A 19,797-nucleotide genomic window follows, 5' to 3' on the forward strand; every position below is an offset into this window, starting at 1 on the left:
ACACTCCTTGGAAGGCGGGACCAATGACCACTCCCAACAACCTGTCGCGGCGCCTGTTCCTGCAGCGCGCAGCGGTCGGCACCTTGATGGCGACCGGCGGCAGCACGCTGCTGGCTGCGTGCGCCGGCAGCGGCAGCGATGACAAGGGTTCCACCGGTGGCGGCGCCGACAAAACCGCGGACAACCCGTTCGGCATGGCGGACAAGGCAACCATTGACGCCGTGATCTTCAACGGCGGGTACGGCTACGACTACGTGACGTTCGCGGCCAACCTCGTGCAGAAGAAGTTCGCGGGCTCGACGGTCAAGGTCGCCCCGTCCACCGAGATCGCCCAGCAGTTGCAGCCGCGCTTCGTCGGCGGCAACCCGCCGGACCTGATCGACAACTCCGGCAAGGCCCAGATCGGCTTCGGCACGATCCTGGACCAGCTCGAGACGCTGGACGACGTCTTCGAGGCCAACAACTACGAGGGCACGAAGATCGCCGACACCCTGTACCCGGGCGCCAAGAACCCGGGGACCTTCGACGGCAAGTTCGTCGCGATGAACTACGTCCTCACCATCTACGGCCTGTGGTACTCCGACAGCCTGTTCAAGGAGAACGGCTGGGAGCCGCCGAAGACCTACGACGCGCTGCTCGACCTCGGCGCCAAGGCCAAGGCCAAGGGCAAGTACCTGTTCGTCTGGGGCAAGGAAGCGGCCACTTACTACCACACGATGGCCGTCGACGGCGCGATCAAGGAGGGTGGCGACGAGGTCCGGCTGGCGCTGGAGAACCTCAAGGAGAACACCTGGTCGATGCCGCAGTTCCAGGGCATCTTCAAGGCCCTGGAGACCATGGTCAAGAACGGCTACTTCGTCCCCGGCGGCGCCGGTACCCAGTTCACCGCCGCGCAGGCGAAGTGGAGCAACGACCAGCAGGCCATCCTCTACCCCTCGGGCTCGTGGATCGAGAACGAGATGAAGAAGGCCACCAAGAGCGGGTTCCAGATGAAGGGCGTCCCGGAGCCCACGCTCACCGACAAGCCGAAGCTGCCGTACGAGGCCCTGCGGAGCGCGGCCGGCGAGCCGTTCATCGTCCCGTCGAAGGGGAAGAACGTTGCTGGCGGCAAGGAGCTGCTGCGGGCCATGCTGTCCAAGGAGGCGGCGACCAACTTCGCCAAGACCCGGCTGGCGCCGACGATCGTCAAGGGCCTCGTGCCAGCCGACGGCTTCGGTTCGACCGCGCTGCAGTCGCAGACCGCGATGCTGGACGCCGCCGGTACCAACGTCTTCGACTACCAGGTCTTCGGCCTGTACGGCATGAACACCGACCAGTTGGTGGTCTGGAACTCGTTCCTGTCCGGACAGCTGGACGCGGCGGGCCTGACCAAGGGCCTGCAGCAGATCATGGACAAGGTGCGCAACGACAGCTCCGTCAAGAAGATCCCGGTCACGAAGTGACCGTGACACCAGAGGCTGTGCCGGGAGGCGGACCGAAGCGGTCCGTCACCCGGCGCCGCCGGCCACTGACCTTCGACCGGGCCAGCTTCATGGTCGTGTTCCTCGGCCTGCCGCTGGCGGTCTTCGTGATCTTCGTGGTCTCGCCGTTCGTGCAGGCGCTGTACTACTCGCTGACCGACTGGTCCGGGTTCAGTTCGGGGCAGAACTTCGTCGGCTTCGACAACTACGTCAAGCTGTTCCACGACGACATCTTCCTGAAGGCCGTGCGCAACAACATCCTGCTCGCGATCGTCGTGCCGATCGTGACGATCTTGCTGGCGCTGGCCCTCGCCACGCTGGTGACGATCGGCGGCTCGGGCACCGGGACCGTCCGCGGACTGCGCAACTCCGGCTTCTACCGGATCGTCTCGTTCTTCCCGTACGTGATCCCCGCGATCGTGATCGGCCTGATCTGGGCCCAGGTGTTCACACCGGGCTCGGGCGTGCTGGACGCGGTGCTGTCGAAGATCGGGCTGCACCAGTTCGAGAACTACGCGTGGCTCGGTGATGCGCGGACCGCCATGCCGGCCTCGATGTTCGTGATGATCTGGGGTTTTGTCGGCTTCTACATGGTGCTGTTCATCGCCGCCATCCGGGGCATCGACCCCGAGGTGTTCGAGGCCGCCCGGATCGACGGCGCCGGCCGGTTCCGTACGGCGGTGTCGCTGACCGTGCCGCTGATCCGGGACAACGTGCAGACGGCGTACATCTATCTCGGCATCGCCGCCCTCGACGCCTTCGTCTACATGCAGGCGCTGAACCCCGGTGGCGGGCCGCAGAACTCGACCCTGGTCATGCCCCAGCAACTGTTCACCACGGCCTTCACCAAGGGGCAGTTCGGCTACTCGACGGCGATGGGCGTGATCCTGGCCGCGGTGACGATGCTGTTCGCGCTCGTGGTCTTCACCGTGAACGCCTTGACCGGCGGCCGGGAGCGGAAAGTGAAGGAACGCCGATGACGACAACCACCGCCGACCGGGCCGAGCCCGTGGCCGCGTCCCGCGCGCCTCGCCAGCGGGCCCCGGAGGGCAGGGGTGTGGCCACGACCGCCCACCTCGCGCTGATCCTGTGGTCGCTGCTGGTGATCCTGCCGCTGGTGTGGACGCTGCTGTCCTCGTTCAAGTCGACGCAGGAGGTCCTGGGCAACCCGCTGTCGCTGCCGGGCAAGCTGCGATTCGAGAACTACGCCAACGCCTGGACGACGGCCGGCATCGGTCGCTACTTCGCGAACACGGTGATCGTCGTCGGCGTCGCGCTGGTGCTGGTGATGATCCTGGGCGCGATGTGCGCGTACGTGCTGGCCAGGTTCACGTTCCCCGGGAACCGGCTGATCTACTACTCCATGCTGGCCGGGCTGACGTTCCCGGTCTTCCTGGCGATCGTGCCGCTGTTCTTCGTGCTGAAGAACCTCTCGTTGCTCAACACCTTGCCCGGGTTGATCGTCACCTATGTCGCGTTCGCGCTGCCGTTCACCGTGTTCTTCCTGCACAGCTTCTTCAAGGCGCTGCCGGGTGAGATCTACGAGGCGGCGCAGATCGACGGCGCCGGTGAGTGGCGCACGTTCTTCTCGGTGATGCTGCCGATGGCGCGGCCGGGGATGGCGTCGGTCGCCATCTTCAACTTCCTGGGGTTGTGGAACCAGTTCCTGCTCCCCGTCGCCCTGAACACCGACTCGAAGAACTACGTGCTCTCGCAGGGCATGGCCTCGTTCGCATCGCAAGCCGGCTATGCGGTGGACTTCGGTGCTCTGTTCGCGGCCGTGGTGATCACGGTGGCGCCGGTTCTGGTGGTCTACATCATCTTCCAGCGTCAGCTGCAGGTCTCCGTGACCGCCGGAGGCGTGAAGTAATAGCCTGCGGTGATGCTGAGACGGCGGACTTTGTTGCAGGGCGCGTTGGCCGGTGCGGTCCTGAGCGGCTGCACCAGCGAGCCGGTCGCGCCGCCTGTGTCGAAGGACAACCCGTTCACCGTGGACGGGAGCGCTCCGGTCGCCCTGGTCATCGGTGAGGAGTACGGCGGATTCGCGGCGGCGGCGTACCGCAAGAAGTATGCGGCCGCCGCCGTCACGCCGAAGGTGACCACGCAACTGTCCGCCCAGTTGCTGCCCCGGTTCGCCGCGGGCAACCCGCCCGACGTGGTGCTCAGCACCGGGGACGACGCGCTGAAGCTCGGCCGCTTGGTCAAGGAAGGTCAGCTGACCGACCTGCAGCAGTTGCTCGACGCACCGTCCTGGGACAACCAGTCCGCGGCGGTCAAGGACCAACTGCTGCCGGACATGCTGAACTTCGGCCGGTACGACGGGGCGCAGCGCACCGTCAACTACATCGCGAGCGTCTACGGGATCTGGTACTCGGCCAGCCTCTTCCAGCGCAACGGCTGGGAAGTGCCGCGTACCTGGTCCGATCTGCTTGCCCTCGGCACCGATATGAAGGCGGCCGGGCTCGGCCCGTTCATGTACGCCGGCACGCACCCGTACTACCTGCTGGAACTGGTGCTCACGCTGGCCGCAAAGACCGGTGGCCCGGACGTGGTGAAGCGGATCGACAACCTCGACGACGGCGCCTGGACGGACGAGAGCGTCACCAAGGCGATCAAGGCGGTCGGTGAGCTGAGCAAGCGCGGGCTGCTCGCCCCGGGGACCGCGGACTACGACCACATCGGGTCGCAGAAACGCCTTCTCGCCTCCAAGGTCGGGATGCTGCCGTGCGGCAACTGGCTCGAGAACGAGATGAAGGGCCTGGTCCCGCAGGACTTCGCGCTGACGATGTTCGCCGTACCGGCGCTGGACACGTCGCCCGCGCTCGCCAGTGGGCTGCACGTCGCGGCGACCGCGCCGTTCCTGGTGCCGGAGAAGGCGAAGAACAAGGCCGGCGGGCTCGAGTACCTGCGGGCGTTGCTGTCGGCGGACGTCGCGGCGCAGGTCACCTCGGAGTCCAGTCAGCTCACCATCGTCCGCGGGGCGGCCGACGGGCTGGAGATGAGTACGGCGCTCAGCTCGGCCCGCGACCTGCTGGCGTCGGCGGGGGATCAGCTCATCACGTGGTACTTCGACGACTGGTACCCGGAGTTCGCGAACGCGGCCGCGGCGGCCACCGGGCAGTTCATGGCCGGCGGTCTGGCGCAGTCCGAGTGGACCGCGCGGATCCAGGCCGCGGCCGACAAGCTCAAACAGGACAACGCGGTCACGAAGTACCACCGGGATTGAGATTTAGGTTAGGTTAGGGCAACCTAACCTAGTCCCTGTGAGGTCTCCATGCGCCGCCAGCTGGTGTTCCTGGCCGTACTCCTGCTCGCCCTGACCGGGTGCGGAAGCGGGAACGACGAAGCGCCGCAGGGAGCGAATGAACAGGGCGGCGCCTTCCCGGTGACGATCAAGAACAAGTACGGCGACACCGTCGTCAAGCAGGCCCCGCAGCGGGTCGTGACGGTCGGCCTCGTCGAGCAGGACGCGCTGCTCGCGCTCGGCGTCGTACCGGTGGCGACGACCGAGTGGTTCGGGGAGAAGCCGGGCGCGTTGTTCCCGTGGGCGAAGGCGAAACTCGGCGAGGGCGCCGTACCGCAGGTGCTGAGCGACAAGGACGGCCTGCAGTTCGAGAAGATCGCGGCGTTGCAGCCGGACCTGATCATCGGGCTGTATGCGGGCATCACGGCGGACGACTACAAGAAGCTGACCGCGATCGCGCCGACGGTCGCGCAGCCGCGCGGAGTACCGGACTGGGGCGTGTCCTGGCAGGTCGTCGCGCGGACGGTCGGGCAGGCGGTCGGGAAGGCGGCGCAGGCCGACGAGCTCGTGAAGGGGATCGAGGCGCGGTTCTCCGAGGTGCGCGCGCAGCATCCCGAGTTCAAGGGCAAGACGGCGTTGATGGCCTCGCCGTACGAGGGCTACTTCATCTACGGCACGCAGGATCCGCGGTCGCGGATGCTGACCGACTTCGGGTTCGTGCTGCCGACCGGGCTGGACAAGGTGATAGGCGACAAGTTCGGCGGGAACCTCAGCGCGGAGCGGATCTCGCTGCTCGACCAGCAGACGGTGGTCTGGTTCCCGAGCAAGGGCGGTACGGCGAAGCTGAAGGCGGACCCGCTCTACAGGAACTTGAAGGTTCGGAGCGAGGGGCGGGAGGTGTTCATCGAGGAGGACTACGACGACCAGTTGTACGGCGCGACCAGCTTCGTGTCGGTTCTCAGCCTGCCGATCGTGCTCGACCAACTGGTGCCGAAGCTGGCTGCCGCGGTGGACGGGAATCCGGCGACGAACGCGTAAAAACGCCGTCGCCTGAGGCGGCTGGTTCGCCGTACGCTCTAAGAGGGTGAGAGCGATGGTATGGCTGGCAGCGGCGGTCCTGTTCTTGCTGCTGTGCGTCCTCCTGAACCTCCTGCTGCCGGATCCGCCGCCGTCAGGGTTGCGGCGCAGCCTCCAGCGGCGTACGGCGCGGTTGGCGGCCCGGCTGCACCGGCATCCGGTCCCGGACCCGGACCCGTTCGACACTCTCTGGCTGCAGACCCGCCTGGGGTACCTGGCGGGCAAGATCCGGCGGATCGAGTCCGCGCCCCAGGTCTACGCCCGCGCGCATCGCCTGATGGCCCTCGAGGCGGCGTACGACGACCTTCTCGACGAGGCCTGCCGGCTGGCCGGCTGCCCGGGGGAGGCCGAGCAGAAACGCTCCGAAGAGAAACGCTGGCAGGAAGAGCAGGAACTGGCCGCCCGCGGCTGGTCCTGGTGACTGAGCGCCTATGCCCGACCGCCGCCGCCCCCGGAGATGACGCCGCCCTTCCAACCTCCGCCGAGCGAAGCGAGGCGTACTCATAGTGGTGGGCTTATGACTGGACGGACCCGCCCGGGTGTGAGTTGAACTTCGCACGCTGGCAGAATCGGGTCCATGTCCCAAGCTGCGTCTGACCCCTCCGCAGCCGGTTCCCAGCGGCGCCCTCGGGTGCTTTCCGGGATCCAGCCGACGGCGGACTCCTTCCACTTCGGCAACTACCTCGGCGCGTTGCGGCAGTGGGTGGCCCTGCAGGACGACCACGACGCGTTCTACTGCGTCGTCGACCTGCACGCGATCACCGTGGAGTACGACCCGAAGGCCCTCCGCGAGCGCACCCGCCGGTCCGCGGCGCAGTTGCTCGCGGCCGGGATCGACCCGGAGCGGTCCACCCTGTTCGTCCAGTCGCACGTGCCCGAGCACGCGCAGCTCGCCTGGGTGATGTCCTGCATCACCGGGATGGGCGAGGCCGGCCGGATGACGCAGTTCAAGGACAAGACCGCGAAGGGCGGCGCCGACCGCGCCACCGTCGGCCTGTTCACGTACCCGATCCTGCAGGCCGCCGACATCCTCGTCTACCAGGCCGACCGCGTCCCGGTCGGCGAGGACCAGCGCCAGCACGTCGAGCTGACCCGCGACCTGGCGCAGCGCTTCAACCACCGGTTCGGCAAGACGTTCCGGCTGCCCGAGCCGTACATCGTCAAGGAGACCGCGAAGATCTTCGACCTGCAGGACCCGAGCTCGAAGATGAGCAAGTCCGGCTCCTCGCCGGCCGGGATCATCGACCTGCTGGACGACCCGAAGGCGAGCGCGAAGAAGATCCGGTCCGCGGTCACCGACTCCGGCCGCGACGTGATCTTCGACCAGGAGAACAAGCCCGGCGTCGCCAACCTGCTGACCATCTACTCGGCGCTCACCGGCCGCAAGATCAGCGAGCTCGAGGACGAGTACGCCGGCCGCGGGTACGGCGACTTCAAGAAGGACCTCGCCGACGTGGTGGTCGAATTCGTCACCCCGTTCCGCGAGAAGACGCTGACCTACCTCGACGACAAGGCCCAACTGGACGCGATCCTCGCCCGAGGCGCCGAGCGAGCCCGCGCGGTCACCGAGCCGACACTGGCCCGGGTCTACGACCGCCTCGGCTTCGTCACCGGCCCTGCGCAGGGCCGGTAGCCGCGGATGACCATGACCACGATCGGTGTCGCGATTCCGATCGCGGAGCCGTACGGGACGGAGTTGCAGAAGTACCGGGCCGAGTTCGGTGATCCGATGGCCGCGTCGATCCCGACCCACGTCACGCTGCTGCCGCCGACCGAGATCGAGGCCGGCGACCTGGCGGCGATCGACGAGCACCTGCTCGCGGTCGCGGCCCGGTTCCCGCGGTTCCGGATCCGGCTGCGCGGTACGGCGACCTTCCGGCCGATCTCGCCGGTGGTGTTCGTGCCACTGGCCGAGGGCATCTCGTCGTGCGAGGTGCTGCAGTCACAGGTCCGGTCCGGTCCGCTGAAGATCGACCTGAAGTTCCCGTACCACCCGCACGTCACCGTCGCGCACGACCTGGACAAGGACGCCCTCGACCGCGCGTACGACGCCCTGTCGGAGTACGACTGCGCGTTCGACGTCGAGCACTTCAGCCGTTACGAACACGGCGCGGACGGCGTGTGGCGCCCGCAACGGTTCTTCCCGCTGGCAGGCTGAGTCTCCTTCGTCGGGGTACAGGAGATTCATGAGCAGGATCAAGCGCGCCTGGGCGCGGTTCAAGAAGTCGCAGCTGTGGCGGGCGTGGAAGCGGTACGGCGACCGGCGCGGCAACCGGCTGGCCGGGGCAACGAGCTTCTTCGGGTTCCTGTCGCTGTTCCCGCTGATCGTGCTGGCCGCAGCGATCGTCGGGCCGTTGCTCGGCCACGACGCCATCGAGGCGTTGAAGGACGGTTTGCAGAAGAACCTGCCCGGTATCGGCGACAAGATCGACATCGACTCGCTGATCGGGCACGCCGGCACCATCGGCCTGATCTCCGGAGTGTCGCTGCTGTTCACCGGTCTCGGCTGGATCGACTCGCTGCGCGCCTCGATCCGCTCGATGCACGAACTCGACGACGAGCCGGGGAACATCGTCAAGCTGAAGGCCGTCGACTTCGGCGCCCTGATAGGCCTCGGACTGATCGGCATGACCGCCACCGGCGCTTCGTCGGTCCTCACCGCTCTGTCCAAGCGCATCGTCGGCTGGGTCGACCTGGAGGGTACCTGGCTGGCGGATTGGGGACTCGGCCTGACCAGCCTGGTGATCGGGATCGCGGCCGGCGCCGTGCTGTTCCTGTACCTGCAGACGGCCCTGCCGCGGATCCTCCTGCCCCGGAAGGTGGCGCTGATCGCCGCGCTCGCCGGTGGCGTCGTGTTCTACCTCGCGCAGCGGCTCGGCAACCTCTACGTCGACCATGTCCTCGGCGCCAACGCGGCGTACGGCGCTGTGGCGTTGCCGCTGGCGCTGCTGGTGTGGATCTACCTGATGACCCGGGTGATCATGCTGATCGCCGCCTGGACGAAGGAAGCGACGCTCGACGCCAAGGCCGCTGAGCCCGCTGAGCCCGCTGAGCTCCCGTCAGGCCCGGCCGAGATCGAGCCGCTGCTCCTCGGCCCGCCCGACAAGCGCTACCAGGTCGTCCCGATCCCGGAGCGCAAGGCAGACACCGTCGCTGTCGCCGCGGGCGCGGTCCTGGGCGCAACGCTCACCACCCTGGCCGTGCAGGGTATCCGAGCGGTGCGCTCGGTCCGTCGTCAGTGACGGCGGCGGCGGAGGGCACGAGGGCGGCGGAGAAAGAGGCCGAGGAGGAGTACCGGCGGGGCGGCGTACGCCCAGTCGGGGACGCGGAAGGCGAGTGACTGGACTGCCTGGCCGGGGTTGAGTGCGGTGCGTGCTTGCGGGCGGCCCGCCGTACCTTGATGGGGCTTGCTGGCGGGCTTGCCTTCCGCCTGGGTTTTCGGCGGCGCGCCGGCCGGTCTGACCAGGGTGCCGACCGGCTTGAGCTTGCCGTAGTTGGTGAACGTCCAGGTCAGCAGGTTGCTCGCGTCCTCGGTGATGCCGTGCGGCGCGTTCATCATCGTCACGACCAGCGTGTGCCCGTTGCGGCGGGCGGCGCCGATGAACGTGTTCCGCGCCAGCGTGGTGTAGCCGGTCTTCACGCCGAGCGCGCCGTCGTAGTTGAAGAGCAGCTTGTTCTGGTTCGCGACCTGATAGGTGCCCTTGTTGCCGGCATTCGGGAAGTTCGTGTACTTCGTCGACGCGTACTTGGCGAAGTCCTGCCGGGTCAGCCCGGCCTGCGCGAACAGGGCCAGGTCGTAGGCGCTGGAGTACTGTCCGTCGGCGTCCAGGCCGGTCGGGTCGGTGACGTGGGTGTCGAGGGCGCCGAGATCCTTGGCCTTGGCGTTCATCCGCTGGATGGTCGCGGGTACGCCGCCCTGGTCGTGCGCGCAAAGTGCGTGTACGGCGTCGTTCCCGGACGCCAGGAACATGCCCTGGAACAGCTGGTCGACGGTGTAGTGCAGGCCCGGGTACACGCCGACCTTGCTGCCGATGATGCCGGCGTCGGCGTCCGAACCGATCACCGGATCGGTCTTCTTCAGCCGGGGCAGCAGGACCAGCGCGGTCAGCGTCTTGAGCGTGCTGGCGGGGCGCAGTTGCGCGTGCGGCGCCTTGGCCGCCAGTACCTGGCCGGTGTCCACGTCGGCCACGACGTACGCCGACGCCTGGACGGCCGGCGGTGTCGCCCCGTTGGCGACCACCGTCGGCTTCGCGGTCAGCAGGTCGCCGCCGACCGGGCCCTGTGGGACCTGGCCGGCGGCGGTCGCTGTCAGAGGTCCGGCGACCACCAGTGCGGCGGTTGCGCAGCCCGTCAGAAGCAAACGCATCGGCGGCACTCTAGTTGCCGAGCGGTGCAGATGTCACAGGCGGGTCTCATGCCCTGAATCAGGCCCGGTAGGCAGTCCACATGTTGCTGATGCGGGTTGACTGGCCGGGCGTGAACTGGTTGTAGCAGGAGTCGTACGAGTAGTCCATGTAGTTGTGGATGGGGTCCAGACCCGGCAGCGAGCAGGAATCCCGGCCTTCGGGGCAGCCGCTGGACGAGCTGCTCTGGGCGGGCGTGTCGGCCACCGAGTCGTTCGTGCTCGTGCAGCCGCCCTGGAACGTGTGGTACAGCCCGAACCAGTGCCCGGCCTCGTGGGACGCGGTCTTGCCTTCGTTGTAGTTGGTCGCCGACCCGCCGGGCAGCGAGCTGTACTGCACCCGGATGCCGTCGATCTTCGGGTTGCTCGCGTAGTCCCACGGGAACGTCGCGATGCCGAGGTACGAGAAGTCGACCAGCCAGATGTTCAGGGCGTTCTTGCCGCCCAGACGCGTCTGTGAGCGGTACGACGTGCTCTGGCGGTCCTTGTGCCACTGGTCGTTCTTGTACCGGTCGGTGCCGGCCAGGTAGAACGTGAAGCCGGTGTTCGCCGCCTGCGACGACTCCTGACCTGCGAAGTCCTGGTTCAGCTCGGCAATCTGCTGGTCGATCTGGGCCGCGGTGACGTCACCGGCGCCGGTCTTGCTCAGCATCACGTGGACGTACACCGGAACGCTCGCCGACGCCAGCGTGCCGGCCTGCGGGGCGAGCCCGCGGGCTGCCTTGGCCTTCAGGATCTGTGCTGTCTTGGCCTCGATGGCCTTCTGCTCGGCCGCCGACAGCTCCCGGTGGTCGGCGCCGAAGCCACCACGTGCGGCGGGACCTTCCTCCGGCGTGAAGCAGGCCGGGTTGCCGGTCTGGTCGACGGGCAACTGGGCAGTCGCCTGTCCACCGAGCGGACTGAACGCGAGCGCCGTACCGGCCAGCAGAACGGCCAGAGCGCGGGGACGGGTAACGAAAGATCGCATAGCGGTCCTCCAGAATCGGGCCGCTTTGGGCGGTGCGGCCGAATCCGGCGATTTTCCCCACCATCCCGGCACCTGCCAACCGATTCCCTGACCCCCCAGTGCCACGGCACCACCACGCCGAGCTTGCAGTCGCCGTCCTTCGAACGATAGAAGTGTCCCCTGTCTATACCGGTGCCGCGGGGGCCGCACTGGTTCTCCCCCTCTTCTTTCCGATGGAGCCTGGATGCGCCGCGCCCGCCTGCCGCTGACGCCTGCCCACGTACTACGACTCGCGCTTCCCGCCGCCTTGGTCGCCGCAACCCTGGTGACTGTCACCGGCTCGTCCGGAACCGCCGACGTCTCCGCCGCACCACGCCCGTTCAAGGCGAAGACCAACCTCGGGAAGCCAGTCGGCCCCGAGTACGACGCCAAGTCGGTCCTCGTGAAGTTCAAGCCGAAGGCGACCACCTCGGCCCGCAAGGCCGCCCTGGCCAAGGTCAAGGGAAAGCCGGACGTCTCCGTCACCTCAGACGTGGTGACGGTGACCAGTGACGTTCCAGCCTCCGACCTGCTGAAGAAGGTAAAGGCCGACCCGTCGGTCGAGCTCGCGTCGCTCAACTACATGCGGCACAAGTTCGCAACCCCGACCGACCCGTTCTACGTCAACTACCAGAAGTACCTCCCGACCGTCCGGCTCAACCAGGCGTGGGACCTGACCAAGTCGGCCGGATCCCAGACGATCGCCGTACTCGACACCGGCGTCGACGCAGGGCACCCCGACCTGGCAGGCCACTTGCTGCCTGGGTACAACCTCTTCAACACCGCAACCCTGCCGAACGACGGCGACGGTCACGGAACGGCGGTGGCGGGCATCATCGCGGCCGGCACGAGCAACGGCATCGGGATCGCCGGCGTGGCGTGGAACGCCAAGATCCGGCCGGTCAAGGTGCTCGACGACAACGGAAACGGCTCCGACGGCAAGCTGGTCATGGGCATCAACTGGGCGGTCAAGAACGGCGCCCGGGTCATCAACATGTCGCTGGGCGGCGGGTACGCCAACGAGATCGTCCACGACGCGATCAAGAACGCTGTCGCGAATGGTGTGCTGGTGGTAGCGGCCGTCGGCAACGACGGTACGGCGGAGTTCCAGCAGTGGCCGGCCGCGTATCCGGAGGTGCTGTCCGTAGGGGCCACGGACCGGAACGGTGTCTTGACCAGCTTCAGCAGTCCTCGCGACGTCGATGTCGTCGCACCCGGCTTCGGCATCGCCAGTACGGCGCCGCGAGCACTGACCCCGTCAGGTAGTGCGCCCTATTACACCGGCCTGTCGGGTACGTCGTTCTCTGCCGCGGTCGTCTCCGGCGTCGCCGCGCTGGTCCGCAACAAGTGGCCTTCGATGACGCCGGCTCAGGTGATCGCGCGCCTGCAGGCCACCGCCCGCGACGCCGGTCCGCGAGGCGTCGACCAGTACTACGGCTCCGGCGTCCTCGACGCGTACAACGCCCTCGGCGGCACCTGGGCTCCGGACTTCGCTCCCGGAACCCCGGACACCGACGACCAACCGGCCCGCGCGACATCGATCGAGCTGCAGCAGAGGGCCAGTGGAAACATCGGGACCGAGGGCGACGTCGATTGGTACAAAATGACGTCCACTGGCCGGGACCTCTGCATCTCCGTCACCATGCCGGAGTACGACTCAGCGACGTACGCACAGAATCTCGCTCCCGCACTGTCGGTGTACGACGCCTCGCTCAAGCCCAAGGCGTTCGGCGAAGTGCGCCTGCCATTACCAGGCCAGCCGGATCGCCCCGGGGTGACCGGCGTGATTGTTGCGGTCAGCCTGCCCGACGTCGGTCCGACCTATTTCTCCGTCCGCAACCACAACGGGGCGCGCGACACCCGCGCCTACACGGTCGACAGCTACATCTGCGATATCACGCCTACATCGCCCGTACTTGACTCATATCCAGCCCTCGACGCAGCGCCAGGCGATCAGTCGTTCGGAGCGCCGCTGGACACCAAGCCGTCCGTGACTTTCGCGCGTCCGGCCTTGGCGGAGACCGTGAACGCGACGACGGTCCGGTTGACGAACGCCAGGACCAATTCGGCCGTTGCGGCTGCGGTCGAGTACGAGGCGGCCACCAACAGGGTGACCGTTACGCCGACCACGCCGCTGCTCGACAACACCCCGTACCGAATCACCGCCGTTGACGTCAAGGACACGTCCTACAACTGGATGGGGGCGTTCAGCAGCCTGTTCACGACGGTCGATCTGGCCCCGGGGAAGCCGGACTTTGCCGCTGGCGGCGCCTATCTCGCGGCGAACCTGAGCTGGAAGATCGCTCCGATGTCAGACCTGGATCAAGTGATCGTGCGACGCAATTCGAGCAGTGTCGTGCCCGCGTTGACCACCGGCTCGCTCGCGTACGCGGGCACGGGCACCGCGGTGAAGAACACCGGCCTTGCGCAAGGTACGACGTACACGTACGCGGCCTGGGCCAAGGATCGCAGCGGCAAGGTCAGTCCGGTGGCAGTGAAGCAATTGCTCGGGATGAAGTCGGGGATCTCGACGACCTCGACGTTGATCAATTACGGCGGGTCGATCACGCTGCGTGGGAGCACGTTGCGGATCGACAATGTGGCGTATGCCGGGTTGCCGGTGAACGTGTATGTGCGGCCGAAGAACTCGACGAAGTTCACCCTGCTCGCGGCGTTGAAGACGTCGTCGACCGGGACGTTGTCGGTGGTGCACAAGCCGCTCGTGTCGTCGGTGTACATGCTGACGTTCCCGGGTAACGCCAGCCTGATGGGGACTCGTACGGCGGACGTCACCGTGCAGGTGCGGCCGACGATCTCGGCCACGTTGTCTCCGTCGTCGATCCGTCTGGGCGGGACGACCGCGTTCAGCGGGTACGTCGCTCCGGCGCACTACGGGCAGACCGTCTACCTGCAGCAGTACGGCAACAAGGTGTGGAAGTCGATCGCGTCGGTGAAGCTGTCCACGTCGGGCAAGTACGCGTTCGGCATCAGGCCTGCGATCCGGGGCCAGATCGCGTACCGGGTCTACTTCCCGGGTGACGCTGACCATGCGCCGGCGTACACCGTCAACAAGATCCTGACCATCAGCTGAACCGCGCACGACACGCCCCGGCCGCCTTGCGGACCGGGGCGTGTCGTCGTGGCGCGACGCGGTATCCGCGTCGGCGCAGATGTATCGGCGCGCCCCGGCTGGGTACGCGGATGACGATGTGTTGAACGGGCCCGTACGACGTCATGGCCGAGGTGGCCGAGGCGCTAATTGAACTACTTGTCGATGAGGACTTGAGGCTGCACGCCGTCGGTGCACTTGGAAAGCTGGGAGCGACGGCGTCGCGATCCCAAGTCGAGAACCTTCTTCGCGATGAGCGGCCGGCGGTGAGAAGGGCGGCGGCAACTGTGCTCCGGAAGTTCGACCGGCTCGAGTCCGATGCTGCGAAATGACATTCAGCATGACTTCTTCTCGCCAGGAGAAGGAAAATGCGCCTGCGCGGGCGCGGACCTCGGTGAAAGATCGGGGCAGTAGATGGTAGACGGATGAAATCAATTTGAGAACGATCGCGAGGGTTCCTCCGCGAAGGCGTCCACACCACCGTCCCGTCGGCCAGGACGCCGCAACGAACTGATCGTCCAGGCCCTCATCTCCGCCTGACTATTCGAGGAAAGCGCGAAGGAGGGCTTCGGTGCCGGCCAGGTGTTCTTGCATGGATTGGCGGGCGGGGGTGGGGGCGCCGGCCAGGATTGCTTCGATGATGGCCTGGTGCTGGTGGTTGGAGTGGTCGATGTTGCGTTCGAGGAGGGGGATGGCGTCCAGGAGTTCGTTGAGGCGCATGCGGACGTCGGCCATGGCCGACGTCAGGGAGGGGGAGCCGGTGACTTCGGCGATCGCCAGGTGGAGGCGGGAGTCCAGGCGGCGGTAGTCGGCCAGGCGGGCCGTGGACGTTTCGGCCAGGCACCGTTCGAGGTGGTCGCGTTCGGCCGTGGTCAGGGTGCGGGAGGCTGCGGCTTCCGCGGCGCCGGTTTCCAGGACGAAGCGGAGCGTGAGGGCGTCGTCGAGGCCTCCGGCGAGGTCGCGGGCGAGGCGTTTGGCCGGCGTACGGCGGGGTTTCGGGAGTTGCTCGTTGACGAACGTACCGCCGTACCGGCCGCGGCGGGACTCGACGTAGCCGGCCTCGATGAGGGCGTGGATCGCCTCGCGGAGCGTGACCCGGCTGACGTTCAGCCGGGTCGCGAGCTCGCGCTCCGGAGGCAGCCGGTCGCCGGGCACGACGACGCCGAGCTTGATTGCCTGGAGCAACCGCTCGACCGTCTCCTCGAACGGGTTCCCGGCCCGCACCGGCCGGAACACCGCGTCATCTGCCTGAACGACCATGGACCAACACTAGATCGGTGTCACATAGGCGCCCGAGATTCCGCCGTCGACGAGGAACGTGTTGGCGGTGATGAAGGAGGAGTCGTCGCTGGCCAGGAACGCGACCGCGGCGGCGATCTCCTCCGGCTCGCCGAAGCGGCCCATCGGGACGTGGACCAGCCGGCGCTCGGCCCGCTCGGGGTCCTTCGCGAACAGCTCGGTGAGCAGCGGAGTGTTCACCGGGCCGGGGCAGAGCGCGTTCACCCGGATCCCCTGCCGCGCGAACTCCACGCCGAGCTCGCGGCTCATCGCGAGTACGCCGCCCTTCGACGCGGAGTACGAGATCTGCGAGGTCGCCGCGCCCATCACGGCGACGAAGGACGCGGTGTTGATGATCGACCCGCGACCCTGCCGCTGCATGTAGGGGATCGCGGCCTTGCAGCACAGGTACACCGACGTCAGGTTGACCTCCTGCACCTTGCGCCACGCCTCCAGCCCCGTGTCCAGGATCGACGCGTCGTCGGGCGGTGAGATGCCGGCGTTGTTGAACGCGATGTCCACGGCGCCGTACGTGTCGAAGGCCTGCTTGAACAGGTTGTCGACCGCGGCCGGATCGGTGACGTCGGTCGGCACGTACAGCCCGCCGGCCTCGTCCGCGGCGTCCTTGCCCGCGGCCGGGTCGAGGTCGCCGATCACGACGTGCGCCCCCTCCGCAGCGAGCCGCCGTACGCTGGCCAGACCGATCCCGCTCGCACCGCCGGTCACCACTGCGACCCGGCCCTCGAGCCGATGAGCCTTGACGTCCATTCAGTCCTCCGTACTGATGAAGATGTTCTTGGTCTCGGTGAACGCGGCCAGCGCGTCCGGGCCGAGCTCCCGGCCGAGGCCGGACTGCTTGTAACCGCCGAACGGCGTCGAGTACCGCACCGACGAGTTCGAGTTCACCGAGAGGTTCCCGGCCTCGACGCCGCGACTCACCCTGAGCGCGCGGCCGACGTCGCGGGTCCAGATCGAGCCGGACAGCCCGTACTCGCTGTCGTTCGCGATCCGCAGCGCATCCGCCTCGTCCGCGAAGGGAACCACTGCGACCACCGGCCCGAAGATCTCCTCGCGCAGAGCTCGGTCATCAGCCGGTGCCAGCACCGTCGGCGGGAACCAGAATCCTGGCCCGCTCGGAGCAGTCCCCTGGAACGCGGGGTTCTCGACGTACGACGCCACCTGCTCGCGCTGCCCCGCAGAGATCAACGGCCCCATCTCCGTTGCCGGATCCGACGGGTCACCGACCTTGAAGTTCTTCACCGCCGGCTCCAGCAGCTCCAGAAACCGGTCGTACGCCGAACGCTCGACGAGGATCCTGGACCGCGCGCAGCAGTCCTGGCCGGCGTTGTCGAACACGCCGTACGGCGCCTGCGCGGCGGCCTTCTCCAGATCCGCGTCGGCGAAGACGATGTTCGCCGACTTGCCGCCCAGCTCGAGCGTCACCCGCTTCACCTGGTCCGCGCAGCCGGCCATGATCTGCTTGCCGACCGTCGTGGAGCCGGTGAAGACGATTTTCCGGACCGCGGAATGCGTGACGAAACGGTTTCCGACAACGGTTCCCTTACCGGGCACGACCTCGAAGACACCGGGCGGCAGACCGGCCTCCAGCGCCAGCTCGCCGAGGCGCAGAGCGGTCAAGGGGGTCAGCTCGGCGGGCTTCAGGACAACGGTGTTTCCGGCTGCCAGCGCAGGTGCGAAGCCCCAGCCGGCGATCGGCATCGGAAAGTTCCACGGAACGATCACGCCGACCACGCCGAGCGGTTCCTGGAACGTGACATCGATGCCGCCGGCAACGGGAATCTGTTTTCCGAAAAGGCGTTCCGGCGCGGCCGAGTAGTAGGTCAGCACGTCCCGGACGTTGCCCGCCTCCCAGCGCGCGTTGCCGATCGTGTGGCCGGCGTTCTCGACCTCCAGCGCGGCCAGGTGCTCCAGGTCGGCGTCGACCGCGTCGGCGAACCGCCGCAGCAGCCGCCCGCGATCGGCCGGCGTCACGTCCCGCCACGTCTCGAAGGCCTTCGCGGCCCGGGCGATCGCCGCGTCGGCCTCGGCCTCCGATGCGAGCTCGATGCTCCGGATCACCTTCTCGGTGGCCGGGTTCAGTACGTCGTACGTCATTGCGTGCTCCTGATCAGTGCGGTGAACAGCCGCAGGTCCTCGGGGTTCTCCTCCGGGTGCCACTGCACCCCGAGTGCGAAGTCGTGGCCTTCCACCTCCGCCGCCTCGACCGTTCCGTCGTCCGCGCGGGCGGTGACCTTCAACCCTGGTGCGACCACGTCGAGGGCCTGGTGGTGGTAGCAGCTGCCGTCAGCGCGTTCGCCGAGGATGCGCGCAGTGAGGGTGCCGGGCTCGATCTTCACCTCGACGGTGCCGAAGGTTGCCGGCTCCGGGCGGTGCGCGTCGTGGGCGACGACATCCGGCAGGTGCTGGTGCAGGGTGCCGCCGAGCGTCACGTTCAGCATCTGCAGACCGCGGCAGATCGCGAGCAACGGGACATCACTGTCCAGGGCGGCTCGGATGAGGATCGCTTCGTGGTTGTCACGTCCCGGCCGGGTGTCGACGGTCTCCGGATGCGGAATCGCCTGGTAGGAGCCGGGATCGACGTCGCACCCACCGGCGATCACGAGTCCGTCGAGGATCTCCAGGACGGACGGATCCGTACCGACCGGCGGCAGTAGCAGCGGCACCCCTCCGGCCGCCACCACCGCATCCAGGTACACCCGCGGAACCAGAGCGGCCTCCCGCTTCCAGATCCCCCAGGCCGCGGGCTCCAGGTACGTCGTGATGCCTATGCGCGGCCGCCTAGAGGCGTTCGAACCCACGGATCCGCTCCCAGTCGGTGACGGCGGCGTCGTACGCGTCCAGCTCGACGCGTGCGGCGTTGCTGTAGTGGTCGACCATCTCGTCGCCGAACGCCGTACGGGCGACCTTCGACCCGGTGAAGAGTGCGGCGGCTTCGCGGAGCGTGGACGGGACGTGCTCCTTGTCGGACTCGTACGCGTTGCCCTCCAGCAACGGCTCGAGCTCCAGCTCGTTCTCGATGCCGTGCAGGCCGGAGGCGATGATCGCCGCGACCGCGAGGTACGGGTTCACGTCGCCGCCCGGGAGCCGGTTCTCGACGCGGAGCGAGTCGCCGTGGCCGACCACGCGCAGCGAGCAGGTGCGGTTGTCGAGTCCCCAGGCGATCGCGGTCGGCGCGAAGCTGCCGCGGACGAAACGCTTGTAGGAGTTGATGTTCGGGGCCAGCAGGTACGTGAACTCGGACAGGCAGGCGAGCTGGCCGGCGATGAACTGTTCCATCAGCCGGGAGAAGCCGTGCTCACCGTCGCCCGCGAGCACCGGATCGCCGTCGTCGGCGCGGAAGCTCAGGTGGATGTGGCACGAGTTGCCCTCACGTTCGTCGTACTTCGCCATGAACGTGAGGCTCTTGCCGTGTTTGGAGGCGATCTCCTTCGCGCCGGTCTTGTAGATCGAGTGGTTGTCGCACGTCGCGAGCGCCTCGTCGAAGCGGAACGCGATCTCGTGCTGCCCGAAGTTGCACTCGCCCTTCGCGGACTCGACGTACAGGCCGGCGCCGGTCATGCCGTTGCGGATGTCGCGCAGCAGCGGCTCGATCCGCGAGGTGCCGAGGAGGGAGTAGTCGACGTTGTACTGGTTCGACGGAGTCAGGCCGAGATACCGCTTGTTCCACGCGGCCTCGTAGGTGTCGTCGAACACGATGAACTCGAGCTCGGTCCCGACGTACGCCTTGAGTCCCCGCTCCGCGAGGCGGTCCAGCTGGGCCCGCAGCACCTGCCGCGGCGACGCGACCACCGGCGTACCGTCCAGCCACTGTACGTCGCACAACACGAGCGCAGTGCCCTCGAGCCACGGCACCAGGCGGAGTGTGTCCAGGTCCGGCGCCATCACCATGTCGCCGTACCCGCGTTCCCAGGAGGACATCGTGTAGCCGTCGACGGTGTTCATGTCGACGTCGACCGCCAGCAGGTAGTTGCAGCCCTCGGTCCCGTGCTTCAGCACCTCCTCCAGGAAATACCGCGCACCGCAACGTTTTCCTTGAAGCCGTCCCTGCATATCGGTGATCGCCACCAGCACCGTGTCGACCTCGCCGGCCTCGACCAGCCTGCGCAACTCCTCAACACCCAGCACGGCCACTCCCGGAGCTCTATTGGTCTGTTTCCAGTCCATTGACTCAAGTCTGGGTCGGGATGTCAACGCGTGCAGTTTCCCTTGACAGTGCCTGAC

The 19,797-nt window shown here is 67.5% G+C and carries 18 protein-coding genes; 11 read left to right on the forward strand and 7 right to left on the reverse strand.

Features of this window, described 5'->3' with window-relative positions; all coding sequences use genetic code 11:
- The first annotated feature begins 23 nt into the window (after positions 1–23).
- From ngcE (EV647_RS17390) to EV647_RS17430, 9 genes are all read left to right on the forward strand, one after another.
- Positions 24–1,442, forward strand: coding sequence for an N-acetylglucosamine/diacetylchitobiose ABC transporter substrate-binding protein (gene ngcE, locus EV647_RS17390; protein WP_134003924.1), 1,419 nt, complete (start codon positions 24–26; stop codon positions 1,440–1,442).
- A complete protein-coding gene (locus EV647_RS17395) occupies positions 1,439–2,440 on the forward strand; it encodes a carbohydrate ABC transporter permease (protein ID WP_238177252.1) in 1,002 nt (333 codons plus the stop codon). The genes ngcE (EV647_RS17390) and EV647_RS17395 overlap by 4 nt, the downstream gene beginning before the upstream one ends.
- On the forward strand, positions 2,437–3,330 hold the full coding sequence (locus tag EV647_RS17400) for a carbohydrate ABC transporter permease (protein WP_134003926.1): 894 nt from the start codon (positions 2,437–2,439) through the stop codon (positions 3,328–3,330). Before EV647_RS17395 ends, EV647_RS17400 begins: the two co-directional genes overlap by 4 nt.
- Before the next feature lie 12 nt (positions 3,331–3,342).
- Positions 3,343–4,686: an N-acetylglucosamine/diacetylchitobiose ABC transporter substrate-binding protein gene (gene ngcE, locus EV647_RS17405; RefSeq protein ID WP_134003928.1), complete on the forward strand. Its 1,344-nt coding sequence runs from the start codon at positions 3,343–3,345 to the stop codon at positions 4,684–4,686.
- A 48-nt stretch (positions 4,687–4,734) separates the two neighbouring features.
- Positions 4,735–5,742 carry an iron-siderophore ABC transporter substrate-binding protein gene (locus tag EV647_RS17410; protein ID WP_134003930.1) on the forward strand — a complete coding sequence of 336 codons (1,008 nt, stop codon included), beginning with the start codon at positions 4,735–4,737 and terminating at the stop codon, positions 5,740–5,742.
- Between the two features lie 46 nt (positions 5,743–5,788).
- Complete coding sequence (locus EV647_RS17415; protein ID WP_202876192.1) at positions 5,789–6,202, forward strand: hypothetical protein; 414 nt, start codon at positions 5,789–5,791, stop codon at positions 6,200–6,202.
- A 156-nt stretch (positions 6,203–6,358) separates the two neighbouring features.
- On the forward strand, positions 6,359–7,414 hold the full coding sequence (gene trpS, locus EV647_RS17420) for a tryptophan--tRNA ligase (RefSeq protein ID WP_134003932.1): 1,056 nt from the start codon (positions 6,359–6,361) through the stop codon (positions 7,412–7,414).
- A 12-nt stretch (positions 7,415–7,426) separates the two neighbouring features.
- Complete coding sequence (locus tag EV647_RS17425; RefSeq protein WP_133785077.1) at positions 7,427–7,939, forward strand: 2'-5' RNA ligase family protein; 513 nt, start codon at positions 7,427–7,429, stop codon at positions 7,937–7,939.
- A gap of 28 nt (positions 7,940–7,967) precedes the next feature.
- On the forward strand, positions 7,968–9,023 hold the full coding sequence (locus tag EV647_RS17430; RefSeq protein WP_134003934.1) for a YihY/virulence factor BrkB family protein: 1,056 nt from the start codon (positions 7,968–7,970) through the stop codon (positions 9,021–9,023).
- Here the strand turns inward: EV647_RS17430 and EV647_RS17435 are convergent.
- Positions 9,017–10,147, reverse strand: a complete 1,131-nt coding sequence (locus EV647_RS17435; RefSeq protein WP_134003936.1) for a D-alanyl-D-alanine carboxypeptidase family protein — start codon at positions 10,145–10,147, stop codon at positions 9,017–9,019. The two genes, EV647_RS17430 and EV647_RS17435, sit on opposite strands and share 7 nt — an antisense overlap.
- A 58-nt stretch (positions 10,148–10,205) precedes the next feature.
- A complete protein-coding gene (locus EV647_RS17440) occupies positions 10,206–11,150 on the reverse strand; it encodes a zinc metalloprotease (protein ID WP_134003938.1) in 945 nt (314 codons plus the stop codon).
- Between the two features lie 223 nt (positions 11,151–11,373).
- Here EV647_RS17440 and EV647_RS17445 point away from each other — a divergent pair, with 223 nt between their 5' ends.
- Both EV647_RS17445 and EV647_RS17450 read left to right on the forward strand, forming a co-directional pair.
- On the forward strand, positions 11,374–14,259 hold the full coding sequence (locus tag EV647_RS17445) for a S8 family serine peptidase (RefSeq protein WP_238177253.1): 2,886 nt from the start codon (positions 11,374–11,376) through the stop codon (positions 14,257–14,259).
- Between the two features lie 143 nt (positions 14,260–14,402).
- Positions 14,403–14,609: a HEAT repeat domain-containing protein gene (locus tag EV647_RS17450; RefSeq protein ID WP_134003940.1), complete on the forward strand. Its 207-nt coding sequence runs from the start codon at positions 14,403–14,405 to the stop codon at positions 14,607–14,609.
- Between the two features lie 208 nt (positions 14,610–14,817).
- Here EV647_RS17450 and EV647_RS17455 read toward each other — a convergent pair whose 3' ends face one another.
- The 5 genes from EV647_RS17455 to EV647_RS17475 are packed head-to-tail and all read right to left on the reverse strand — an operon-like array spanning position 14,818 to position 19,740.
- Entirely contained in the window at positions 14,818–15,537 is a 720-nt protein-coding gene (locus EV647_RS17455; RefSeq protein ID WP_134003942.1) for a FadR/GntR family transcriptional regulator, read from the reverse strand.
- Between the two features lie 9 nt (positions 15,538–15,546).
- Positions 15,547–16,323, reverse strand: a complete 777-nt coding sequence (locus EV647_RS17460) for a 3-oxoacyl-ACP reductase (RefSeq protein WP_134003944.1) — start codon at positions 16,321–16,323, stop codon at positions 15,547–15,549.
- On the reverse strand, positions 16,324–17,670 hold the full coding sequence (locus EV647_RS17465; RefSeq protein ID WP_134003946.1) for an aldehyde dehydrogenase: 1,347 nt from the start codon (positions 17,668–17,670) through the stop codon (positions 16,324–16,326).
- Complete coding sequence (locus EV647_RS17470) at positions 17,667–18,374, reverse strand: gamma-glutamyl-gamma-aminobutyrate hydrolase family protein (protein ID WP_134003948.1); 708 nt, start codon at positions 18,372–18,374, stop codon at positions 17,667–17,669. The genes EV647_RS17465 and EV647_RS17470 overlap by 4 nt, the downstream gene beginning before the upstream one ends.
- On the reverse strand, positions 18,355–19,740 hold the full coding sequence (locus EV647_RS17475) for a glutamine synthetase family protein (RefSeq protein WP_202876193.1): 1,386 nt from the start codon (positions 19,738–19,740) through the stop codon (positions 18,355–18,357). The genes EV647_RS17470 and EV647_RS17475 overlap by 20 nt, the downstream gene beginning before the upstream one ends.
- Positions 19,741–19,797 lie beyond the last annotated feature (57 nt).

The organism is Kribbella sp. VKM Ac-2566 (assembly GCF_004366005.1).
In the GTDB taxonomy this organism is placed as follows: domain Bacteria; phylum Actinomycetota; class Actinomycetes; order Propionibacteriales; family Kribbellaceae; genus Kribbella; species Kribbella pratensis.